At 58.6% G+C, this 20,999-nt stretch carries 20 protein-coding genes and 2 pseudogenes; 14 read left to right on the top strand and 8 right to left on the bottom strand.

Features of this window, described 5'->3' with window-relative positions; all coding sequences use genetic code 11:
• Positions 1–43: 43 nt before the first annotated feature.
• The gene (gene hrpB / locus HMPREF3142_RS09100) at positions 44–2,473 is read right to left on the bottom strand and encodes an ATP-dependent helicase HrpB (RefSeq protein ID WP_032732528.1); all 2,430 of its coding nucleotides are present in this window, start codon (positions 2,471–2,473) and stop codon (positions 44–46) included.
• A 72-nt stretch (positions 2,474–2,545) separates the two neighbouring features.
• Between hrpB and thpR the strand changes: the two are divergent.
• From thpR to panD, 9 genes and pseudogenes are all read left to right on the top strand, one after another.
• Positions 2,546–3,050, top strand: a pseudogene (gene thpR / locus HMPREF3142_RS09095) (RNA 2',3'-cyclic phosphodiesterase).
• Positions 3,050–3,766 (top strand): DNA/RNA nuclease SfsA, encoded by a 717-nt coding sequence (gene sfsA / locus HMPREF3142_RS09090; RefSeq protein ID WP_008807388.1) that lies wholly within the window; start codon positions 3,050–3,052, stop codon positions 3,764–3,766. The pseudogene thpR and the gene sfsA overlap by 1 nt, the downstream one beginning before the upstream one ends.
• Before the next feature lie 162 nt (positions 3,767–3,928).
• Entirely contained in the window at positions 3,929–4,384 is a 456-nt protein-coding gene (dksA, locus tag HMPREF3142_RS09085; RefSeq protein ID WP_007749299.1) for an RNA polymerase-binding protein DksA, read from the top strand.
• 59 nt (positions 4,385–4,443) lie between these two features.
• Positions 4,444–5,325, top strand: coding sequence for a tRNA glutamyl-Q(34) synthetase GluQRS (gene gluQRS, locus HMPREF3142_RS09080; RefSeq protein ID WP_023322074.1), 882 nt, complete (start codon positions 4,444–4,446; stop codon positions 5,323–5,325).
• A 62-nt stretch (positions 5,326–5,387) separates the two neighbouring features.
• Entirely contained in the window at positions 5,388–6,782 is a 1,395-nt protein-coding gene (gene pcnB, locus HMPREF3142_RS09075) for a polynucleotide adenylyltransferase PcnB (protein WP_071582539.1), read from the top strand.
• A complete protein-coding gene (gene folK, locus HMPREF3142_RS09070; RefSeq protein ID WP_012542831.1) occupies positions 6,779–7,258 on the top strand; it encodes a 2-amino-4-hydroxy-6-hydroxymethyldihydropteridine diphosphokinase in 480 nt (159 codons plus the stop codon). The genes pcnB and folK overlap by 4 nt, the downstream gene beginning before the upstream one ends.
• Before the next feature lie 119 nt (positions 7,259–7,377).
• The gene (gene panB / locus HMPREF3142_RS09065; RefSeq protein ID WP_012542832.1) at positions 7,378–8,169 is read left to right on the top strand and encodes a 3-methyl-2-oxobutanoate hydroxymethyltransferase; all 792 of its coding nucleotides are present in this window, start codon (positions 7,378–7,380) and stop codon (positions 8,167–8,169) included.
• 11 nt (positions 8,170–8,180) lie between these two features.
• Positions 8,181–9,035, top strand: coding sequence for a pantoate--beta-alanine ligase (panC, locus tag HMPREF3142_RS09060; RefSeq protein WP_008807394.1), 855 nt, complete (start codon positions 8,181–8,183; stop codon positions 9,033–9,035).
• Positions 9,036–9,128: 93 nt separating this feature from the next.
• Positions 9,129–9,509 (top strand): aspartate 1-decarboxylase, encoded by a 381-nt coding sequence (gene panD / locus HMPREF3142_RS09055; RefSeq protein WP_008807395.1) that lies wholly within the window; start codon positions 9,129–9,131, stop codon positions 9,507–9,509.
• A 35-nt stretch (positions 9,510–9,544) separates the two neighbouring features.
• Here panD and HMPREF3142_RS09050 read toward each other — a convergent pair whose 3' ends face one another.
• The 4 genes from HMPREF3142_RS09050 to HMPREF3142_RS09035 all read right to left on the bottom strand — a co-directional run bounded on the left by HMPREF3142_RS09050 (position 9,545) and on the right by HMPREF3142_RS09035 (position 13,113).
• A complete protein-coding gene (locus HMPREF3142_RS09050) occupies positions 9,545–10,798 on the bottom strand; it encodes a polysaccharide deacetylase family protein (protein WP_008807396.1) in 1,254 nt (417 codons plus the stop codon).
• Positions 10,799–10,856: 58 nt separating this feature from the next.
• Positions 10,857–11,297, bottom strand: a complete 441-nt coding sequence (locus HMPREF3142_RS09045) for a PTS sugar transporter subunit IIA (protein WP_008807397.1) — start codon at positions 11,295–11,297, stop codon at positions 10,857–10,859.
• A gap of 122 nt (positions 11,298–11,419) precedes the next feature.
• Positions 11,420–12,190, bottom strand: coding sequence for an ABC transporter permease (locus HMPREF3142_RS09040; protein WP_008807398.1), 771 nt, complete (start codon positions 12,188–12,190; stop codon positions 11,420–11,422).
• On the bottom strand, positions 12,187–13,113 hold the full coding sequence (locus HMPREF3142_RS09035; RefSeq protein ID WP_008807399.1) for an ABC transporter ATP-binding protein: 927 nt from the start codon (positions 13,111–13,113) through the stop codon (positions 12,187–12,189). The genes HMPREF3142_RS09040 and HMPREF3142_RS09035 overlap by 4 nt, the downstream gene beginning before the upstream one ends.
• Positions 13,114–13,297: 184 nt before the next feature.
• Here HMPREF3142_RS09035 and can point away from each other — a divergent pair, with 184 nt between their 5' ends.
• Entirely contained in the window at positions 13,298–13,960 is a 663-nt protein-coding gene (gene can, locus HMPREF3142_RS09030) for a carbonate dehydratase (RefSeq protein WP_004204385.1), read from the top strand.
• 58 nt (positions 13,961–14,018) lie between these two features.
• On the opposite strand, the gene hpt is transcribed toward can, so the two are convergent.
• Complete coding sequence (hpt, locus tag HMPREF3142_RS09025) at positions 14,019–14,555, bottom strand: hypoxanthine phosphoribosyltransferase (protein WP_004204384.1); 537 nt, start codon at positions 14,553–14,555, stop codon at positions 14,019–14,021.
• A 4-nt stretch (positions 14,556–14,559) separates the two neighbouring features.
• Complete coding sequence (locus HMPREF3142_RS29365; protein WP_012542835.1) at positions 14,560–14,679, bottom strand: hypothetical protein; 120 nt, start codon at positions 14,677–14,679, stop codon at positions 14,560–14,562.
• Between the two features lie 79 nt (positions 14,680–14,758).
• Here HMPREF3142_RS29365 and HMPREF3142_RS09020 point away from each other — a divergent pair, with 79 nt between their 5' ends.
• The gene (locus tag HMPREF3142_RS09020) at positions 14,759–17,149 is read left to right on the top strand and encodes a glucose/quinate/shikimate family membrane-bound PQQ-dependent dehydrogenase (protein ID WP_032732524.1); all 2,391 of its coding nucleotides are present in this window, start codon (positions 14,759–14,761) and stop codon (positions 17,147–17,149) included.
• Between the two features lie 82 nt (positions 17,150–17,231).
• Here HMPREF3142_RS09020 and cueO read toward each other — a convergent pair whose 3' ends face one another.
• On the bottom strand, positions 17,232–18,833 hold the full coding sequence (cueO, locus tag HMPREF3142_RS09015; RefSeq protein WP_070612005.1) for a multicopper oxidase CueO: 1,602 nt from the start codon (positions 18,831–18,833) through the stop codon (positions 17,232–17,234).
• A gap of 146 nt (positions 18,834–18,979) precedes the next feature.
• Between cueO and HMPREF3142_RS09010 the strand changes: the two genes are divergently transcribed.
• The 3 genes and pseudogenes from HMPREF3142_RS09010 to HMPREF3142_RS29850 form a co-directional block, all read left to right on the top strand.
• Positions 18,980–19,327 carry a YacC family pilotin-like protein gene (locus HMPREF3142_RS09010; RefSeq protein ID WP_002888808.1) on the top strand — a complete coding sequence of 116 codons (348 nt, stop codon included), beginning with the start codon at positions 18,980–18,982 and terminating at the stop codon, positions 19,325–19,327.
• A gap of 253 nt (positions 19,328–19,580) precedes the next feature.
• Positions 19,581–19,991 (top strand): hypothetical protein, encoded by a 411-nt coding sequence (locus HMPREF3142_RS09005; RefSeq protein WP_008807403.1) that lies wholly within the window; start codon positions 19,581–19,583, stop codon positions 19,989–19,991.
• A gap of 422 nt (positions 19,992–20,413) precedes the next feature.
• Positions 20,414–20,999 (top strand): annotated as a pseudogene (locus HMPREF3142_RS29850) (peptidylprolyl isomerase); the annotation flags it as partial.

Genomic DNA, 20,999 nt, shown 5'->3' with positions numbered 1-20,999 from the left:
TTACTGCCCGCCTGGCCGGGCAGGATACCGCCCGGCCAGACGACTACGAATATTTTTTGCTGCGCCGGGTCGGGGCGGTGTTGGCCGGATCGTCCGGCCAGACGTGTTTCGGGTAGCGTCCCTTCATCTCTTTTTGCACCTCGCGGTAGCTTCCCTGCCAGAAGGCGCTCAGATCGCGGGTGATCTGCAGCGGACGCTGGGCGGGCGACAGCAGCTCCAGCACCAGCGGCACCCGCCCCTCGGCGATAACCGGCGTCGTGGCCTCGCCGAACATCTCCTGCATACGTACCGCCAGCGCTGGCGGGTTCTCCGCATGGTAACGGATCGCCAGACGGCTGCCGGTCGGCACGGTATAGTGCGTCGGCAGCTCGCGATCCAGCTTCTGGCGCAGCGGCCACGGCAGCCAGTCCTGTAGCGCCTGACGCAGATCCAGTGCCTTCAGCGCCCGCAGCGAGTGAACGCCGTTCATCTGCGGCAGCAGCCATGCCTCCAGCGAGGCCAACAGCGAAGCGTCATCCACCGCGGGCCACGCCTCTTCCGGCAACCACTGCGCCGCACACTGCAGCCGCAGTCGCAGCTGCTCAGCCTCTGGCGTCCAGTTGAGCACACCGAGGCCTTTCTCACGAATACCGTTGAGCATCGCCTGATGCAGCTCCGCCTCAGAGGGCTTCGCCAGCGGCTGGGTCTTGATCACCAACTGGCCTATCACCGTCCGCCGCCAGGCTTTCAGCGTCCCCTGCGCTTCATCCCACTCCACCGTGTCGGAACGCTGCGCCAGCTCGGGACGGGCGGCGATCAGCTCGCCGATATCCACTGGCAGAGCCAACAGCATGCGGGCATCCGGCGAGGCGCTGCCCTGCAGCAGCAGCGGAGCGATCAGCCACTCATGGCGGCCCAGCGCGTCGTCGGCGTCCAACATCGCGCCCATGCCGTTCGCCAGCTGGTAGCGCCCCTCCTGACCGCGGCGGCGGGCGATGCGATCGGCGAAGGCCGACGCCAGCAACTCCGCCATTCCTTCGGCATCGGGCTGGCCGCCGCGGCGGGCCAGACGCTTCATCAGCTGCTGCGCCCGCTGCTGCCAGTTGGTCTGCTGACGGGAAAAGACGGCGCCCAAATCCACCAGCCCGCCGCGCGGAGGCTCCTCAAGGATCGCCGCCAGCCTGGCCGCCGTCGCCGCCTCGTCATCGGTCTGCGCGGCGGCCAGCATCGCCGCCAGCCGGGGCTCGTTGCCGAGGGTCGCCATTTTGCGGCCAAACGCCGACAGCCGCTCGCCGTCCAGCGCCGAGAGCGCCTCCAGCAGGCGGCGCGCGGCGGCCAGGTTCACCGCGGGCGGCTGATCCAGCCAGGCCAGCGCGGCCGGATCGTGGCAGCCCCACTGCAGCAGCTCCAGCAGTAGCGCCGACAGATCGCTGTGCAGGATCTCCGGTTCGCTCTGCGCCGCCGCCCGTTCCGCCTGTTCTTTGCCGAGCAAATGCAGGCAGATCCCCGGAGAGAGACGACCGGCGCGTCCGGCACGCTGCGTCATCGATGCCTGGCTGACGCGCTGCGTCACCAGCCGGGTCAGGCCGGTGCGCGGGTCAAAGCGGGCGACCCGCTCCTGGGCACTGTCGACCACCAGGCGGATCCCCTCGATGGTCAGACTGGTCTCGGCGATATTGGTGGCCAGCACCACTTTGCGCTTCCCGGCCGGCGCCGGGAGGATCGCTTTGCGCTGCTCGCTTAGGGGCAGCGCGCCGTACAGCGGGCAGAGGATGACATCCTCCGCCACGCGCTCCGTCAGCTGTTCCTGAACGCGCTGGATCTCACCGACGCCAGGCAGAAACAGCAGCATCGATCCCTGTTCATGTCGCAACAGCTCCGCTGCCGCCACCGCCACCGCCTCATCAAAGCGCTGGTGCGTGGGAAGCGGGTTGAAACGGCGCTCCACCGGATAAGCGCGCCCCTCCGAGACCACCACTGGCGCCTCAGGCAGCAGACGCTGCAGGCGATCGTTATCGAGGGTCGCCGACATGATCAGCAGCTTGAGATCGTCACGCAATCCCTGCTGGACGTCGAGCAGCAAGGCCAGCGCCAGATCCGCCTGCAGGCTACGCTCGTGAAACTCATCGAGGATCACCAGCCCCACGCCCGCCAGCTCCGGATCGCGCTGGATCATGCGCGTCAGGATCCCCTCCGTGACCACCTCCAGGCGGGTCTGCGGCCCGACGCAGGTTTCGGCGCGCATGCGGTAACCCACGGTCTCCCCCGGCTTTTCGCCAAGCAGTTCAGCCAGCCGCTGCGCGACATTACGCGCCGCCAGGCGCCTCGGCTCCAGCAGGATAATGCGTCCCGCGATGTTGCCCTCGGCGAGGATCTGCAGCGGCAGCCAGGTCGATTTCCCGGCGCCGGTCGGCGCGTTGAGCAAAACCTGCGGCGCGTGCTGCAGGGCGGATAACAGTTCTGGGAGGACGGCGGCAACCGGCAATGAGGACACAAAAGGCTCCGGGGGTTAACATTCAGGGGCTCGCATTGTAGCATCCCCCTAATTCATTACCGAGTCTCTATCATGTCTGAGCCGAAAAGGCTGTTTTTTGCGCTTGAACTGCCGTCTGCCGTCCAGAAACAGATCGTCCAGTGGCGGGCAAGCCACTTCCCCGAGGATGCCGGCAGGCCCGTCGCGGCGGATAACCTCCATCTGACGCTGGCGTTTCTCGGCGAGGTGAGCGCGGAAAAACAGCGGGCGCTGGCCGCCCTCGCCGGCCGCCTCCGCCAGCCGGGCTTTACCCTGACGCTGGACGATGCCGGACAGTGGCTGCGCTCGCGGGTGGTCTGGCTCGGGACCCGTCAGCCGCCGCGCTCAGGCGGCGCGCAGCGGCTGCTATCAGAGCCCGCAGCCGTTTCATCCGCATATTACCCTGTGGCGCGATGCCCGCCAGGCGGTGCCGATCCCGGCTCCCGGCTTTCACTGGTCGTTTCCGGTGAACGAGTTCGTGCTTTATGAGTCCAGCTTCGGCCGGGGGCGCACGCGCTACACGGCGCTGGAACGTTATCCGTTTCATAAGGAAAGTTGATGCAGTTTGATCCGCCGTTACAGCCCGCTATTTTGCTTAAACGTTACAAACGATTTCTTGCTGACGTGGTTACCCCCGATGGCCGTGAGCTGACGCTTCACTGCCCCAATACCGGCGCAATGACCGGTTGCGCCGCCCCGGGCGACACCGTCTGGTATTCCACTTCTGACAATGCGAAGCGCAAATATGCCCACACCTGGGAATTAACTGAAACGCAACAGGGCGCGGTTATTTGCGTCAATACGCTGCGCGCGAATTCGCTGGCAAAAGAGGCGATTTCCGCCGGAATAATCCCTGAGCTTTCCGGCTATAACCAGCTGAAAAGCGAAGTGAAATATGGCGAAGAGAATAGCCGTATCGATATTATGTTACAGGCAGATGACCGACAAAACTGCTATATTGAAGTGAAATCGGTTACGTTGGCGGAGAAAGAATACGGTTATTTTCCCGATGCGGTAACCACGCGCGGTCAGAAGCACCTGCGGGAGCTGATGGCCGTCGCGGCAAATGGCGACCGTGCGGTGATTTTATTTGCCGTTTTGCATTCGGCAATTGACCGTTTCTCTCCCGCGCATCATATTGATGCCAGATACGCACAGCTGTTAACAGAAGCCCGCGACAAGGGGGTGGAAATTCTCGCCTGGAAGGCGGAACTTTCTACGACGAAGATGACTCTGAATAAGCCGATTGCCGTGGTGTTAAACCCCGGGAAATAAGTGGCTAAATAGTGTTCGGGTCGCAAGCGCGAATACGCTTTTCTTCACAGGGTTGTCAAGTGTAACGTTTAGATAATTGCTATCCGGAAAAGCATCTGCTATTTATAGCGGCCTGATTTTCCCCCACATGGGGATCGATAGTGCGTGTTAAGGAGAAGCAACATGCAAGAAGGGCAAAACCGTAAAACATCGTCCCTGAGTATTCTCGCCATCGCTGGGGTGGAGCCGTACCAAGAGAAACCGGGCGAAGAGTATATGAACGAAGCCCAGCTGGCGCACTTCAAGCGTATTCTTGAAGCATGGCGTAATCAACTCAGGGATGAAGTGGATCGCACCGTAACGCACATGCAGGATGAAGCTGCCAACTTCCCGGATCCGGTAGACCGTGCCGCCCAGGAAGAAGAGTTCAGCCTGGAACTGCGTAACCGCGACCGCGAACGTAAACTGATCAAAAAGATCGAGAAAACGCTGAAAAAAGTTGAAGATGAAGACTTCGGCTACTGCGAATCCTGCGGCGTGGAGATCGGCATTCGCCGTCTGGAAGCGCGTCCGACTGCGGATCTGTGCATTGACTGCAAAACCCTGGCGGAAATTCGCGAAAAACAGATGGCGGGCTAATCCCCTGCTGCCTCACTCTCTGGCGGGAGTCTCTCCCGCCTGGTTCTGTTGTCCGTAACATGACTGACTCACGCTATATTGGGCGCTTTGCTCCCTCCCCCTCCGGTGAACTCCACTTCGGCTCTTTGATTGCCGCGCTCGGCAGCTACCTGCAAGCCCGCGCGAACCAGGGTATCTGGCGCGTTCGTATTGAAGATATCGACCCGCCGCGCGAAGTCCCCGGGGCCGCCGACACCATTCTGCGCCAGCTTGACCACTACGGTCTGCACTGGGACGGCGAGGTGCTCTGGCAGTCGCAACGACATGAAGCTTACCGCGAGGCGCTGGCCTGGCTGGGTGAACAAGGGCTGAGCTATTACTGCACCTGCACCCGCGCGCGGATCCATGCCGTAGGCGGGATCTACGATGGTCACTGCCGCGACCTCGGGCTGGGGGCGGAAAACGCCGCGCTGCGCCTGCGCCAGACCCGTCCGGTGCTGCAGTTCACCGATCGCCTGCGCGGCACGCTGGTCGCCAACGAGCCGCTGGCGCGCGAGGATTTTATTATCCACCGTCGCGACGGCCTGTTTGCCTACAATCTGGCGGTGGTGGTTGATGACCACTTTCAGGGGATCACCGAGATCGTCCGCGGCGCTGACCTGATTGAGCCGACGGTCCGGCAGATTTCACTGTATCAGCATTTTGGCTGGCAGGCGCCGGACTACCTCCATCTGCCGCTGGCCCTCAATGCTGACGGGAATAAACTCTCTAAACAAAACCACGCACCGGCGCTGCCGGAAGGCGATCCGCGCCCCGAAATTGTCCGGGCGCTCCGGTTTCTTAATCAGGACATCGCCCAGGACTGGCAAGCCCTGAGCATGGACGATTTACTCAGTCAGGCCGTCGCCAACTGGCAGCCCGCAAAAATCGAGCATTCTCAAATGGCTCCCGCTGAGCTATGATTAGCCGCTATTTTTATACTGTACAGTTGATCTGAAGTCCGTCTGACACTACGAGGTGCACCATTTTTACCCGAGTCGCTAATTTTTGCCGTAAGGTGCTAAGCCGTGAGGAGCGCGAGGCAGAAGCCGCCGTCGAACCCATGCCTATGACGGTGATCCCGCGTGAGCAGCATGCTATTTCCCGCAAAGATATCAGTGAAAACGCCCTCAAGGTCATGTACCGCCTCAACAAGGCAGGCTACGAATCCTGGCTGGTCGGCGGCGGTGTCCGCGACCTGCTGCTTGGCAAAAAGCCGAAAGATTTTGACGTCACCACCAACGCCACACCGGATCAGGTGCGCAAGCTGTTCCGCAACTGCCGTCTGGTCGGGCGACGTTTCCGCCTGGCGCACGTCATGTTCGGGCCGGAAATCATTGAAGTGGCCACCTTCCGCGGCCACCACGAAGGGCACACCACCGATCGCGTGACCTCCCAGCAGGGCCAGAATGGCATGCTGCTGCGGGATAACATCTTCGGCTCGATCGAAGAGGATGCCCAGCGTCGCGACTTCACCATCAATAGCCTTTATTACAGCGTGGCTGACTTTACCGTTCGCGACTACGTCGGCGGCATGAAGGATCTGCAGGACGGCGTGATCCGCCTGATCGGCAATCCGGAAACCCGCTATCGCGAAGATCCGGTACGCATGCTGCGCGCGGTGCGCTTTGCCGCCAAGCTGGATATGCGTATCAGCCCGGAAACGGCTGAACCACTGCCGCGCCTGGCCACCCTGCTCCACGACGTGCCGCCGGCACGCCTGTTCGAAGAGGTGCTTAAGCTGCTGCAGGCCGGGTATGGCTACCAGACCTACATGCTGCTGCGCGAATACAACCTGTTCCAGCCGCTGTTCCCGACCATCACCCGCTACTTTACCGAGCGCGGCGACAGCCCGATGGAGCGGATCATCAGCCAGGTGCTGAAGAACACCGATAACCGCATTCATAACGACATGCGCGTCAATCCGGCCTTCCTCTTCGCGGTGATGTTCTGGTATCCGCTGCTGGAGACGGCGCAAAAAATCGCCCAGGAGAGCGGCCTGGCGTACTACGACGCCTTCGCTCTGGCGATGAACGATGTCCTGGACGAAGCCTGCCGTACGCTGGCGATCCCTAAACGCATCACTACCCTTATTCGTGATATCTGGCAGCTGCAGCTGCGCATGTCCCGTCGCCAGGGCAAACGCGCCTGGAAACTGATGGAGCATCCGAAATTCCGTGCCGCCTACGATCTGCTGGAGCTGCGCGCCGGGGCGGAAAACAACAGCGAACTGCAGCGTCTGACCAAATGGTGGGGCGAATTCCAGGTCGCCGCGCCGCCGGAACAAAAAGACATGCTCAACGACCTCGGGGACGATCCGGCGCCACGCCGTCGCCACCGTCGTCCGCGCAAACGCGCGCCGCGTCAGGGTAACGCATGACCCTGGTCTATATCGCGCTTGGCAGTAACCTTGCTTCTCCGCTGGAGCAGGTGCAGGCAGCCATCCGCGCGCTGGGCGATATTCCGCACAGCCGCGTGGTGAACGTCTCTTCGTTCTACCGCACGCCGCCGCTGGGCCCGCAGGATCAGCCGGACTATCTCAACGCCGCCGTCGCGCTGGAAACCACCCTGGCGCCCGATGCGCTGCTCGATCACACTCAGCGCATCGAGCTGCAGCAGGGTCGGGTGCGCAAAGCTGAACGCTGGGGACCGCGCACGCTCGACCTCGACATCATGCTGTTTGGCGATGAGGTCATCAATAGCCCGCGCCTGACCGTTCCGCACTATGATATGAAAAACCGCGGCTTTATGCTCTGGCCGCTGTTCGAGATCGCTCCGGATCTCCATTTTCCTGACGGCCCTGCGCTGCGCGCCGTGCTGGATGATCTGGGCGCGGAAAAACCCGCGAGCTGGTAATCCCCTCTCCTTTTTTAGCATTTGCGGCGATCGTCGTAATCGGTTGCCCAAAATCATTGCCCCTCTGAATGCTGCTGTTAGAATGCCGGTTAATATGACTTTCATCATCAGGAAATGTTATGAAACCGACCACCATTGCCCTGCTGCAGAAATGCAAACAGGAAAAGAAGCGCTTTGCCACCATTACCGCCTACGACCATAGCTTCGCGAAGCTGTTCGCCGATGAAGGCATTAATGTGCTGCTGGTGGGCGATTCCCTGGGAATGACGGTACAGGGTCACGACTCCACCCTGCCGGTCACCGTGGAAGATATCGCCTATCACACCCGCGCCGTCCGCCGCGGTGCGCCGAACAGCCTGCTGCTTGCCGACCTGCCGTTCATGGCCTACGCCACCCCCGAACAGACCTTCGAAAATGCGGCCATCGTGATGCGCGCTGGCGCCAATATGGTCAAACTCGAAGGCGGCGCCTGGCTGGCCGATACCGTGAAGATGCTGGCGGAACGCGCGGTGCCGGTTTGCGGCCACCTCGGCCTCACGCCGCAGTCGGTAAACGTATTCGGCGGGTATAAAGTGCAGGGGCGCGGCGATGCAGCGCAGACCCTGTTTGACGACGCATTAGCGCTGGAAGCGGCTGGCGCGCAGCTGCTGGTGCTGGAGTGCGTCCCGGTAGAACTGGCGAAACGCATTACCGACGCCCTGACCATTCCAGTGATCGGCATCGGCGCGGGCAACGTCACCGACGGGCAGATCCTGGTGATGCATGACGCATTCGGGATCACCGGCGGCCACATCCCTAAATTCGCCAAGAATTTCCTTGCCGAAGCGGGCGACATCCGCGCCGCGGTACGGCAGTATATTGCCGAAGTTGAATCCGGGGTCTATCCGGGCGAAGAACACAGTTTCCATTAAGGAGTCTTGTTGTGCTGATTATTGAATCCGTGCTGCTGCTGCGTCAGCATATCCGCCGTCTGCGTCAGGAAGGTAAGCGTATCGCGCTGGTTCCGACGATGGGCAACCTGCATGATGGTCATATGAAGCTGGTTGATGAGGCTAAAGCCAGCGCGGACGTGGTGGTGGTCAGTATTTTCGTCAATCCGATGCAGTTTGACCGCGCCGACGACCTGGCGCGCTATCCGCGTACCCTGCAGGATGATTGCGAAAAGCTGAACAAGCGCCATGTCGACTTTGTCTTCGCGCCGACGCCGGCGGAAGTTTATCCCCAGGGCACCGAAGGCCAGACCTACGTCGACGTCCCCGGCCTGTCCACTATGCTGGAAGGCGCCAGCCGCCCGGGCCACTTCCGCGGCGTGTCGACCATCGTCAGTAAGCTGTTCAATCTGGTTCAGCCGGACGTCGCCTGCTTCGGCGAGAAAGACTTTCAGCAGCTGGCGCTGATCCGCAAGATGGTCGCCGACATGGGCTACGATATCGAGATTATCGGCGTGCCGATCGTCCGCGCGAAAGATGGCCTGGCGCTGAGCTCGCGTAACGGCTACCTGACCGCCGACCAGCGCAAAATCGCTCCCGGCCTCTACAAAGTGCTGAGCGCGGTGGCGGAAAAACTGGCCGCCGGCGATCGCCAGCTCGATGAGATCATCGCTATCGCTGAACAGGAGCTAAATGAAAAAGGCTTCCGCGCCGACGACATTCAGATCCGCGATGCCGACACCCTGCTTGAGCTGACGGATGCCAGCCAGCGCGCGGTGATCCTGATGGCCGCCTGGCTGGGTCAGGCCCGCCTGATCGACAACCAGATCGTCACGCTCGGTCAGTAGACAGCGGGTAAAAATCGGGCAATACTTGCCCGGGCTTTTCTCAGGGCGGACGACCTGTCCGCTCTGCTACATTAAGGTTGAAGGGTAGAAGTTATGATGCGTAATATGCTGCAGGGCAAGCTCCACCGCGTAAAAGTCACGCAGGCTGACCTGCACTATGAAGGTTCATGCGCCATTGACCAGGATTTCCTGGATGCGGCCGGTATTCTGGAGAATGAAACCATTCACCTCTGGAACGTCACCAACGGCAATCGTTTCTCCACCTATGCGATTGCCGCCGAACGGGGTTCCAGAATCATCTCCGTCAACGGCGCCGCCGCGCACTGCGCCAGCGTCGGCGATATCCTGATCATCGCCAGCTTCGTCACCATGTCGGACGAAGAGGCGCGCACCTGGCAGCCCAACATCGCCTACTTCGAAGGCGACAATGAAATGAAGCGCCAGGCGAAAGCCATTCCGGTGCAGGTCGCCTGATGACCGCGGCGCTGCGCTCAGGCGCAGCGCCGGTATTACCCCTGCGGCTGGTTACTGATCAGCCGCGACATCGTCTCCAGCGAATCCGTGCGTAAGATATATAACCGCTTTAACAGAAACGGATTGTCACCCGGCTTCACCTTCCCACGCACCGTTGTCACCGCCATATGAAACCCGGCGTCATTCGCCGCCTGCACCGCCGTGGCGTTATAGCCGCCGAAGGGATAGGAAAGGTAGAGAACATGTGGATTAAACTGGCTGAGCGCCCGGCGCGAGCGGGCGAAATCAAACAGAATATTATGGTAATTGCGGCTGAATAAAATCGGCCGGCGGCCGGCGTCAACCCGATGCAGGAAGTGGGTATGCGACTGAATATCAAAAACATCCTGGATCTGCCGGAGCTCAGAAATACTCATGAACTGCAGCGATTTCGGATCCCATTTCTGCGGATGGCGCTTAATACGCGAGGAGATAATAAACGCGGTGGCATGAAAACCGTACTGCTTTAGTACCGGATAGGCGTAACGGTTTACCGATTTCAGGCCGTCATCGAAGGTGATGACCACTGCCCGCGCCGGAAGGTTGATTTTATTACGCACATAGCCTTCCAGCTGATACAGGGTCAGCGTGGTATAGCCCTGATCGCGCAGCCAGGTCATCTGGTTGTTGAAGGCGCGTACCGAGGTCGTGGTCGAGGTATGGCGGAAACGGGTGTTCTCTTCGTCGCGCAGAATGTGATGATAGGTCAGTACGGGAATACCATTATCTTCCTGTGCATCCAGACTGCTGACCCACGCCAGCCGGTCGCCAATGCGGATCTGAAACCAGGTCTGATTGAGCCGGTCTTTTAGCTTGCTGAGGATCGGATAGCGCAGGTTAGTGGCCAGCGTACCAAACGGCACGCTGCTCACGGCGGGTGTGTTGTAGAGCGGCGTATCTTTCCAGGTGAGCAAATTCTGGTTACTCAACGGTTTATTGAGATCCCCCAGTCGGTCCTCCACTCGCTGCTTACCCTGTACCGGCTCGAGGTGGCCTTTATCAATAAACCCGGTGCCGAAGCCGAAGCGAAATTCATAATAGTCAGCCGCCGTCGGGACGACCGCGAGGATCTGCCCGGCACGCACATTGCCGACGCTGACCACATGATTCCCCACCTGCGCCCAGATGACCGCATCTTCGGTGGTCTGCATATAGTGTACAGGCTTGCCCTGCTGGCTAAGCAGACTGGCGGAAGCGCTGAGCGAGGTCAGTAAAAGAAGCAGCGTAAAAAATCGGGCAAGCATGCGCATCGAACCGGTAAACCATCAACGGCAGTTATTGTAACAAAAGCAGCATCTGTCACGCTGTTTAATTTCCGAAGGTATCATGGCGCAAGCGGAACGGGGGATTCTTCTGCTGCTGATGCCACAGGCTGCTCACCATCGGCCCGCCCGCGCTGACGATGGCCTGGCGAAACGCCTCGCTGCTTAACGTGTTCCGCAGCAGATACATTCGCTCAAGTAATGAATAGCTGACGCCGGAGATCACTTCGCAGTGGGTATGTTTGTGGCTCATCAGCGCCGCGGCCCGATAAGGCGCCGCGCCGGTTCTGTCGGTCAGGAAAATGACCCCGTCCCCGGAGTCGGTGGCATGCAGCGCATCGCACATCATCCGGCTCAACATATTACTGCTGAGATTGCGCCAGTAATTGACCGCCCGGCACTGGGCCAGCGGACCAAATTTTCGTTCAAGACGATCCAGCATCTCCTGCGCCAGCTCATCGTGGCAGGTAATGACCCAACCAAGCATGCTTCCCTCCTTAGCCAGCCAACAATGTAGCAAGGGGAGGATGGCGTATCGGTGATGGCGGTCAAAGATAAGCGGTTAGCGCTTCGCGTATTGGCATCAGGAAGCGCTAACCGTGATGAACATCAGCTGCGCAGGCCGCGGCCGCGCTGGATTAACGACCAGCAAAGCAGATAGAAGGCGACGATGAAGACCACCAGCACCGCAAAGGTGGTCACCAGCGGCACATCGTTGATACCCAGGAAGCCGAAGCGGAAACCGCTGATCATGTAGACGATGGGATTCAGATGCGACAGCCCCTGCCAGAACGGCGGCAGCAGGGTCAGCGAGTAGAACACCCCGCCGAGGTAGGTCAGCGGCGTCAGCACAAAGGTCGGGATCAGGCTAATGTCGTCAAAGGTCTTGGCAAACACCGCGTTCAACAGGCCCGCCAGCGAGAACAGCACCGCGGTGAGGATCAGCGTCAGGGCGACAAACAGCCAGGAGTGAACCTGGAACGGCACAAAGAACAGTGATACCGCCGTCACCAGGATCCCCACGCACAGTCCGCGCGCCACGCCGCCGCCAACGTAGCCAGCGATGATCACATGCGTCGGCACCGGCGCCACCAGCAGCTCTTCAATATTGCGCTGAAACTTGGCGCTGAAGAACGACGAGGCGACATTGGCATAAGCGTTGGTGATCACCGCCATCATGATCAGGCCCGGCACGATAAACTGCATATAGGTAAAGCCGTGCATCTCGCCGATGCGCGACCCGATCAGGTTGCCGAAAATCACGAAGTACAGGGTCATGGTGATCACCGGCGGCACCAGCGTCTGGATCCAGATGCGCATAAAACGGTGGATCTCTTTGGTCCAGATGCTTTTCAGCGCGACCCAATAAAGCTGCATCATGCTGACTCTCCTTTTCGCTCATGCACCAGCGTGACAAACAGCTCTTCCAGACGGTTAGCTTTGTTACGCATACTCAGTACCTGCACCCCCTGGGCGCTCAGTTGGGCAAAGACGCTGTTAATCCCCTGCTCGCGCAGAACCTCGACTTCCAGCGTCGAGGTATCGACCAGTTGATACTGGTAGCCTTCGAGCTTCGGTACCGGGCTTTTTGGCGCGAGGTCAAGAATAAAGGTCTCTGACTTCAGCTTCGAAAGCAGCGCTTTCATCGAGGTGTTTTCCACCAGCGCGCCGTGCTGGATGATGCCGATGTTGCGGCATAGCATTTCGGCCTCTTCGAGATAGTGGGTGGTCAGGATAATGGTGGTTCCGCGATCGTTCAGATCCTTAAGAAAGCCCCACATTGAGCGACGCAGTTCAATATCGACGCCAGCGGTCGGTTCGTCGAGGATCAGCAGCTTCGGCTCATGCATTAGCGCGCGGGCGATCATCAGGCGACGCTTCATCCCGCCGGAGAGCATCCGCGCGCGTTCGTTGCGTTTTTCCCACAGATCGAGCTGTTTTAGGTATTTTTCGCTGCGGGCGACAGCTTCTTTGCGTTCCACGCCGTAGTAGCCCGCCTGGTTAACGACAATCTGCTGCACGGTCTCGAACGGGTTGAAGTTAAATTCCTGCGGCACCAGGCCAAGCTGACGCTTGGCATTGACGACGTCTTTTTCCAGATCGTAGCCAAAGACATTGACCTGACCGGAGGTTTTATTCACCAGCGAACTGATGATGCCGATAGTCGTGGATTTTCCGGCCCCGTTCGGCCCCAGCAGGGCATAGAAATCCCCCGCCTCGACCTGCAGGTCGATTCCCCGCAGCGCCTGAACCCCGCCGGGGTAGGTTTTTTTGAGCTGTTTTAATTCCAGAGCAATGGTCATTAAATATCTCTTCTCGTGTCGTGACACGTCATTAACCCGCCTGACTCACGTTTGCGTTCTACTGGCGCTGGCGCCGCCAACGCATCGGTAGCCTGACGTATCACGGGTTAAGATGGTTTTAAAAAAGGTGAGCTTACCCTATATTAGCGCAACGCACTTACTTGGTTACAGGCCGATAACGTCCATGAATGATATAGATACACTCATCAGCAATAATGCACTATGGTCAAAAATGCTGGTGGAAGAGGACCCCGGCTTTTTTGAGAAACTGTCGCAGACGCAGAAACCGCGCTTCCTTTGGATTGGCTGCTCTGACAGCCGCGTTCCCGCTGAGCGACTTACCGGCCTGGAACCTGGCGAACTGTTTGTCCATCGTAACGTCGCTAACCTGGTGATCCACACCGACCTGAACTGCCTGTCGGTGGTGCAGTATGCCGTCGATGTCCTCGAAGTCGAGCACATTATTATTTGCGGCCACTACGGCTGCGGCGGCGTGCAGGCGGCGGTGGAAAACCCGGAGCTGGGGCTTATCGACAACTGGCTCCTGCATATCCGCGATATCTGGTTCAAGCACAGCTCACTGCTAGGTGAAATGCCGGAGGAGCGCCGTCTGGATACCCTTTGCGAACTCAACGTGATGGAGCAGGTGTACAACCTGGGACATTCGACGATTATGCAATCGGCGTGGAAGCGCGGACAGAAGGTCACCATCCACGGCTGGGCATATGGCATTCACGACGGGCTGCTGCGCGATCTGGATGTCACCGCCGTGAGCCGGGAAACCCTCGAACAGCGCTATCGCCACGGCATCTCCAACCTCAAGATCAAGCACATCAACCACAAATAGCCTTCAGGCTTAGCCCCCCCTGGAGAGCGCAGCGCGCGCTGTCCTGGGGGGATATCTCTTACTCGTCCAGCAGGGTAACTTTGCCAATATACGGCAGATGACGGTAGCGCTGGGCGTAGTCGATACCGTAGCCCACCACGAACTCGTCCGGAATGGCGAAACCGACGAACTCAACCGGGACATTCACTTCACGACGGCTTGGTTTATCCAGCAGCGTACAAATGGCCAGCGATTTCGGCTCGCGCAGGCTGAGGATCTCACGCACTTTAGACAGGGTATTGCCGGAATCGATGATGTCTTCCACGATCAGTACATCTTTACCACGGATGTCTTCATCCAGATCTTTGAGGATTTTCACATCACGGGTGGTGGACATGCCGCTGCCGTAGCTGGAGGCGGTCATAAAATCGACTTCATGCGGCACCTGCACTTCACGGCACAAGTCGGCCATGAACATAAATGAGCCGCGAAGCAGCCCCACCAGCACCATTTCGCTGCCACTGTCCTGATAATGTTCGTTGATTTGACGACCCAGTTCCGCGATGCGCGCTTTGATCTCGGATTCCGGGATCATCACTTCTACAGTATGTTTCATAAGACTAACCATTTGATTCTAAATATAAATCATCAAAGCCGCTGCTTTCGCCCCGACGATGACCGGCAAGCCATCCAGTATACCAGCAAAAAGAAATCTTCGGTGCAGGGATTAATAAAGCCATATTTGTGATTCCGATCACACTTGTTAAAACCTATAATTAATTGCAGTTAAAAAATTAACAAACACATGAGTAACTTTCTATGGCTGAAACAAAGTCTCAACAATCAAGGCTCCTGGTGACGCTGACTGCGCTATTTGCAGCGTTCTGCGGCCTCTATCTTTTAATCGGCGGAGCATGGCTGGTCGTGCTTGGCGGCTCCTGGTACTACCCTATCGCCGGTCTGGTGATGCTGGGCGTGACCGTGATGCTGCTGCGCGGCAAACGCGCTGCGCTGTGGCTGTACGCTGCGCTGCTGCTGGCGACGATGATCTGGGGCGTCTGGGAAGTCGGCTTCGACTTCTGGGCGCTGACGCCGCGTAGCGACATCCTCGTCTTCTTTGGTATCTGGCTGATCCTGCCCTTTGTCTGGCGTCGTCTGTCCGTGCCTTCCGCTGGCGCCGTAGGCGCGCTGGTCGTCGCCCTGCTGATCAGCGGCGGCATGCTGACCTGGGCTGGTTTTAACGACCCGCAGGAAGTCAACGGCACCCTGAGCGCCGACGCCACCCCGGCCGCGCCGATCTCCAACGTTGCCGACGGCGACTGGCCGGCCTATGGCCGCAACCAGGAAGGCCAGCGCTTCTCTCCGCTGAAGCAGATTAACGCCGACAACGTGAAGAACCTGAAGGAAGCCTGGGTATTCCGCACCGGCGACCTGAAGCAACCGAACGACCCGGGTGAAATCACCAACGAAGTGACGCCGATTAAAGTCGGCGACACGCTCTTCCTGTGTACCGCCCACCAGCGTCTGTTCGCGCTGGACGCGGCCACCGGTAAAGAGAAGTGGCATTTTGACCCGCAGCTGAACGCCGATCCGTCGTTCCAGCACGTCACCTGCCGCGGCGTCTCTTATCACGAAGCCAAAGCGGATAACGCGCCTGCCGACGTCGTCGCCGACTGTCCGCGCCGTATTATCCTGCCGGTGAACGATGGCCGCCTGTTCGCGGTGAACGCCGACAACGGTAAGCTGTGCGAAACCTTTGCCAATAAAGGTATTCTCAACCTGCAGACCAACATGCCGGTCACCACGCCGGGTATGTATGAACCCACTTCTCCGCCGATTATCACCGATAAAACCATCGTGATTGCCGGCGCGGTCACCGATAACTTCTCAACCCGCGAGCCGTCTGGCGTCATCCGCGGCTTTGATGTGAATACCGGTAAACTCTTGTGGGCCTTCGATCCAGGTGCGAAAGATCCGAACGCCATCCCGAGCGATGAACATCACTTCACGCTCAACTCACCGAACTCCTGGGCGCCTGCCGCCTACGACGCTAAGCTGGATCTGGTCTATCTGCCGATGGGCGTGACTACCCCGGATATCTGGGGCGGCAACCGCACGCCGGAGCAAGAGCGTTACGCCAGCTCGATTGTGGCGCTGAACGCCACCACCGGTAAGCTGGCCTGGAGCTACCAGACCGTCCACCACGATCTGTGGGATATGGATATGCCCTCCCAGCCGACGCTGGCTGACATTGAGGTTAATGGTAAAACCGTACCGGTCGTCTATGCCCCGGCGAAAACCGGCAACATCTTCGTATTGGATCGCCGTAATGGCGAGCTGGTGGTCCCGGCCCCGGAAAAACCGGTTCCGCAGGGCGCTGCCAAAGGGGATTACGTCGCCAAAACCCAGCCGTTCTCCGATCTGAGCTTCCGTCCGAAGAAAGATCTGACCGGGGCGGACATGTGGGGCGCCACTATGTTCGACCAGCTGGTGTGTCGCGTGATCTTCCACCAGATGCGCTATGAAGGTATCTTCACCCCGCCATCTGAGCAGGGCACTCTCGTCTTCCCGGGTAACCTGGGGATGTTTGAATGGGGCGGTATCTCCGTCGATCCGAACCGTCAGGTGGCTATTGCCAACCCGATGGCGCTGCCGTTCGTCTCTAAACTGATCCCACGCGGCCCGGGCAACCCGATGGAGCCGCCGAAAGATGCGAAAGGCTCTGGCACCGAGTCCGGCGTGCAGCCACAGTACGGTGTCCCGTACGGCGTCACCCTGAATCCGTTCCTGTCGCCGTTCGGTCTGCCGTGCAAACAACCGGCCTGGGGCTATATCTCCGCGCTGGATCTGAAAACCAACGAAGTGGTATGGAAAAAACGTATCGGTACTCCGCAGGACAGCCTGCCGTTCCCGATGCCGGTTAAGCTGCCGTTCACCATGGGGATGCCGATGCTTGGCGGTCCGATCTCCACGGCCGGTAACGTCCTGTTCATCGGCGCGACCGCAGATAACTACCTGCGCGCGTACAATATGAGCAACGGCGAGAAGCTGTGGGAAGCTCGTCTGCCAGCCGGCGGTCAGGCCACCCCAATGACCTACGAAGTGAATGGCAAACAGTATGTTGTCATCTCTGCCGGCGGTCACGGCTCGTTCGGTACCAAAATGGGCGATTACATCGTCGCCTATGCGCTCCCGGATGACGCCAAATAAAACGCAAAACGGCAACGAAAGTTGCCGTTTTTTTTGTGTTTATCCCTTCTCCCCATGGAAGATGGCAGCAGGCCGCCGAGCCCTAAACCGTGAATCCCAACATCATCCCGGTGTCTTCATGCTCCAGCAGGTGGCAGTGGGCCATATAGGCAAACTCCTTCGGCGCCGGATGATCAAACTTCACCAACACTTCACTGACGTCACCTTCCACGCGGACGGTATCTTTCCAGCCGCTGCGGTGCGCGGCTGGCGGCTTGCCGTTCTCGCTGAGGATACGGAACTGGGTGCCGTGGATATGGAACGGATGCAGCATCATGTCGCCCTTACCCGATATCACCCAGCGCTCATACTGGCCTCTGGCCGCGGCAAACATCGGCACATTCATGTCGAAGGCTTTGCCGTTGATGCGGTTGGCGTTATGGAAATCAAACCCCTTGCCTGACGACATGCCATGATCCCGACCAGCCCCGTGGTTCATATTGCTCATATCGCCGTGGTGCATATTGCTCATGTCGCCCATGCCGCCATGTCCCATCATGCCGTGGTCCATTCCCGCCATCGCCTGGTCGCCATACTTCTCCATCAGCGCCTGCATGCCCATCCTGTCGAGCATCGGATCCATCGACAGCTGGAGCTGACGCTGCGTCAGCCCCGTCAGGGACGGTAGCGCCGGCAGCGTGGCCAGCGTATCCAGCAGTTTGCCGGAGGCGGGAATGACCAGCGGCTGAACGCGCAGCACCGGCTGTGGTTTATCAAAAGGCGCAATCGCCATGCCCATCTGGCTCACCGGCAGGGTCACCAGATCGAAAGGTTTACCGTCGCTGGTGTCCACCAGCACCTCAAAGCGTTCCCCCATCAACACCGGCAATTCATCGACCTTCACCGGCTCGGCCAACAGACCGCCGTCACTGGCCACCACGTACAGCGGACGCTTATCGCTGGTGGCAAAATTGAGGGAACGGGCATTACAGCCGTTTAGCAAGCGCAGACGTAGCCAGCCCCGCGGGGCGGCATGTTCGGGATAGAGAGCGCCATTGGTCAGCAGCGTATCGCCAAACCAGCCGACAGCGGCGCTCATCACATCCAGCTGGTAGTCGATCTCGCCGGCGGCGGTGAACTTCTTGTCCTGGACAATCACCGGCACATCATCGATTCCCCATTGCTTAGGCAGCAGCAGGCGTCCGCTCTCTTCATCCTCGATCAGCACCAGGCCGGCCAGCCCCATGGCCACCTGCCGGCCGGTGGTCCCATGTTGATGCGGATGAAACCAGCAGGTGGCCGCCCGCTGCGTCGGCGTGAAGCTCACCGTACGGGTGGCGCCCGGGGCGATAACCCCCTGCGGTCCGCCGTCGACCTCGCCCGGGACCTCCAGGCCATGCCAGTGCAGCGTGGTCTCTTCCGCCAGCTGGTTGGTAATGTCAACCGTAATGGTCTTCCCCTGCGTCAACTGTAGCGCAGGACCCAGCAGTGAACCGTTATAGCCCCAGGTGGTGGCGTGCAGAGCGCCAAACTGTGTTTTGCCCGCCTGGATCGTCAGGGCGATACGGTTGCGCGCATCGGCCGTTAACAGCGTCGGTATCGGCAGAGCCGGGCGACTGGCCGCAAAAACCGCACGGCTCCATAGCGGTAATGCGCTGGCCACGCTAACCGCGGCGGTCAGTTTGAGGAAGTCTCGACGTTGCATATTCACATCCTTTTTATTCTGCGGGCGAATATTTGAGCTTAAACCCTACCGTAACGGGAAGGTCAAGCAGAAGAGTAAGAATAAAGATCGGCGCTGTGTAAAGAAGTATGCTAATTTGAAGCGTCGGTGATCTAATGGTAGAAAAAATGAAGACGCTTTTCAGAACAATGGTACTCGGCAGCCTGCTTGCTCTCTCCGCCAACAGCTACGCGCTCAGCGAATCAGAAGCAGAAGATATGGCTGATTTAACCGCGGTTTTTGTGTTTCTGAAAAACGACTGTGGCTACCAGAACCTGCCCAATACACAGATCCGACGCGCGTTGGTGTTCTTTGCCCAACAGAACCAGTGGGACCTGAGCAACTACGACAGCTACAACATGAAAGCGCTTGGCGAGGATAGCTACCGCGATCTCAGCGGTATTAACATCCCGACGGCGAAAAAATGCAAAGCGCTGGCCCGCGATTCGCTCAGCCTGTTGGCTTACGTCAAATAATGACCGGCGCGGACGGTCACGCTCCGCGCCTTTGCCGTTTCATTTGTCACATTTAAATATTTATATCTATATTTATTATTGTATATAAACAAACATTATTTAATTGCAAACCTATCAATTCGCCAAATAAATTAAACCCCTAATAATGATGAATGACTAAAAAACTAATAAAATATCATTAGTCATATATTGCAAAATAAAAAGCACCCTTCTAGAATCCGGTGAAAATATCCCTACTTCATGGACTGAAATTGTGAATATCTCGCCGACTCTCCGTATTATCCCGCTCGCCGCACTTTTATTAGTGGGCTGTAGCAATACCTCTTCTCGCCAGCAGGTAAAACCGATCACCACGCCGCTCACATCACAGCAGCAGGCTGAGCAGGAGCGAGCGGCCAGCGAACAGGAGCGTATTGAGTCCTGCCGAAAGGCGCTGGATTCACTTAAAGAGGTGAACCCACAGCAGGCAACTAAACTCAGCAATGAGTTCAATGCCCTGGTGCGTTCGGCATCGCAATACAACAATGTGCGCGATAAAGTGGCCGATCCCACCCGACTGGGCATTGACTCCATGTATCAGTTTAAATCCATCAAACTGTGTTCCGATATCCAGAAAACGCTGATCGATACCCTGGTACAGCGTGGTGAAAACAAACTGCCATGAACAAACCCGCCACGCTGACCCCTAAAGCACCACTGCTGATGCTCGTCGCGGCGCTGGCGCTTTCAACCTCATTCTACGCCGGTGCTACGCCGGCTTTTCTCGATTACGCCCAGCAGCAAACTCAGCAAGCTCAAGCGCAAGAAGAGAAAAGCTCTGCGGCCACAGCAAAGCAAGCGTCAGGCGCTCGCCAGAACGCGGACAATAAAAAAACGACGGCCAATAACGCACAGTTGCAAAAAAGAATCGCCAGCCAACAGGCAACGATTGCGCAAAAAGATAAAATTATCCAACAATTAAAAAAACAGCTTACCGCCACACCAGCCACGGATACATCCATTGCGAATGAGCAAGCGGCGTTAAATAATAAAATAAAGCAATTACAGCTCGCCTTAACCGCCGCCACGGCGGAAAATGAGACGTTAATTAAAAAGGAAGTCGTTGCCCGGAATAATACTCTGCAACAGAGCCAGGCTGCCGCACTTAAGCAGATCCAACAATTAACGTCGCAGCTTCAGAGCGTCGAAGCGGAAAATAAACGGCTCAGCACCAGCCTCACCACGCTGAATACAGATAAACAAACGCTGACCTCCCGGCTGGCCGCCGCGGAAAAAGCACAGCAGACCGCACTCGGCCAGCTCACCGCCCTCGACACAGACAAGCAGACACTCACCGCCCGGCTGATGGCTGCGGAAAAAGAGAAACAGGCCGCCCTCGACCAGGCCAAAGCCCTTAACGCCGACAAACAGCCGCTGGCCACCCGACTGGCCGTGGTGGAAAAAGAGAAGCTGGCTGCCCTCGAGCAGGTTAAAGCGCTGACCACCGATAAGCAGTCGCTGACTATCCGGCTCGCCGCTGCGGAGAAGGCGCAGCAGGCCGCCCTCGACCAGGCCAAAACACTGAACGCTGATAAACAGTCGCTGGCCAGCCGACTGGCTGCGGCGGAAAAAGAGAAGCTGTCCGCCCTCGACCAGGTCAAAGCGCTGACCACCGATAAGCAGTCGCTGACTA

This window comes from Klebsiella sp. HMSC16C06 (genome assembly GCF_001808325.1).
GTDB lineage: Bacteria > Pseudomonadota > Gammaproteobacteria > Enterobacterales > Enterobacteriaceae > Klebsiella > Klebsiella variicola.
Note: the sequence above shows the minus strand (reverse complement) of the source record. Positions and strands in the feature narration are given on the sequence as shown.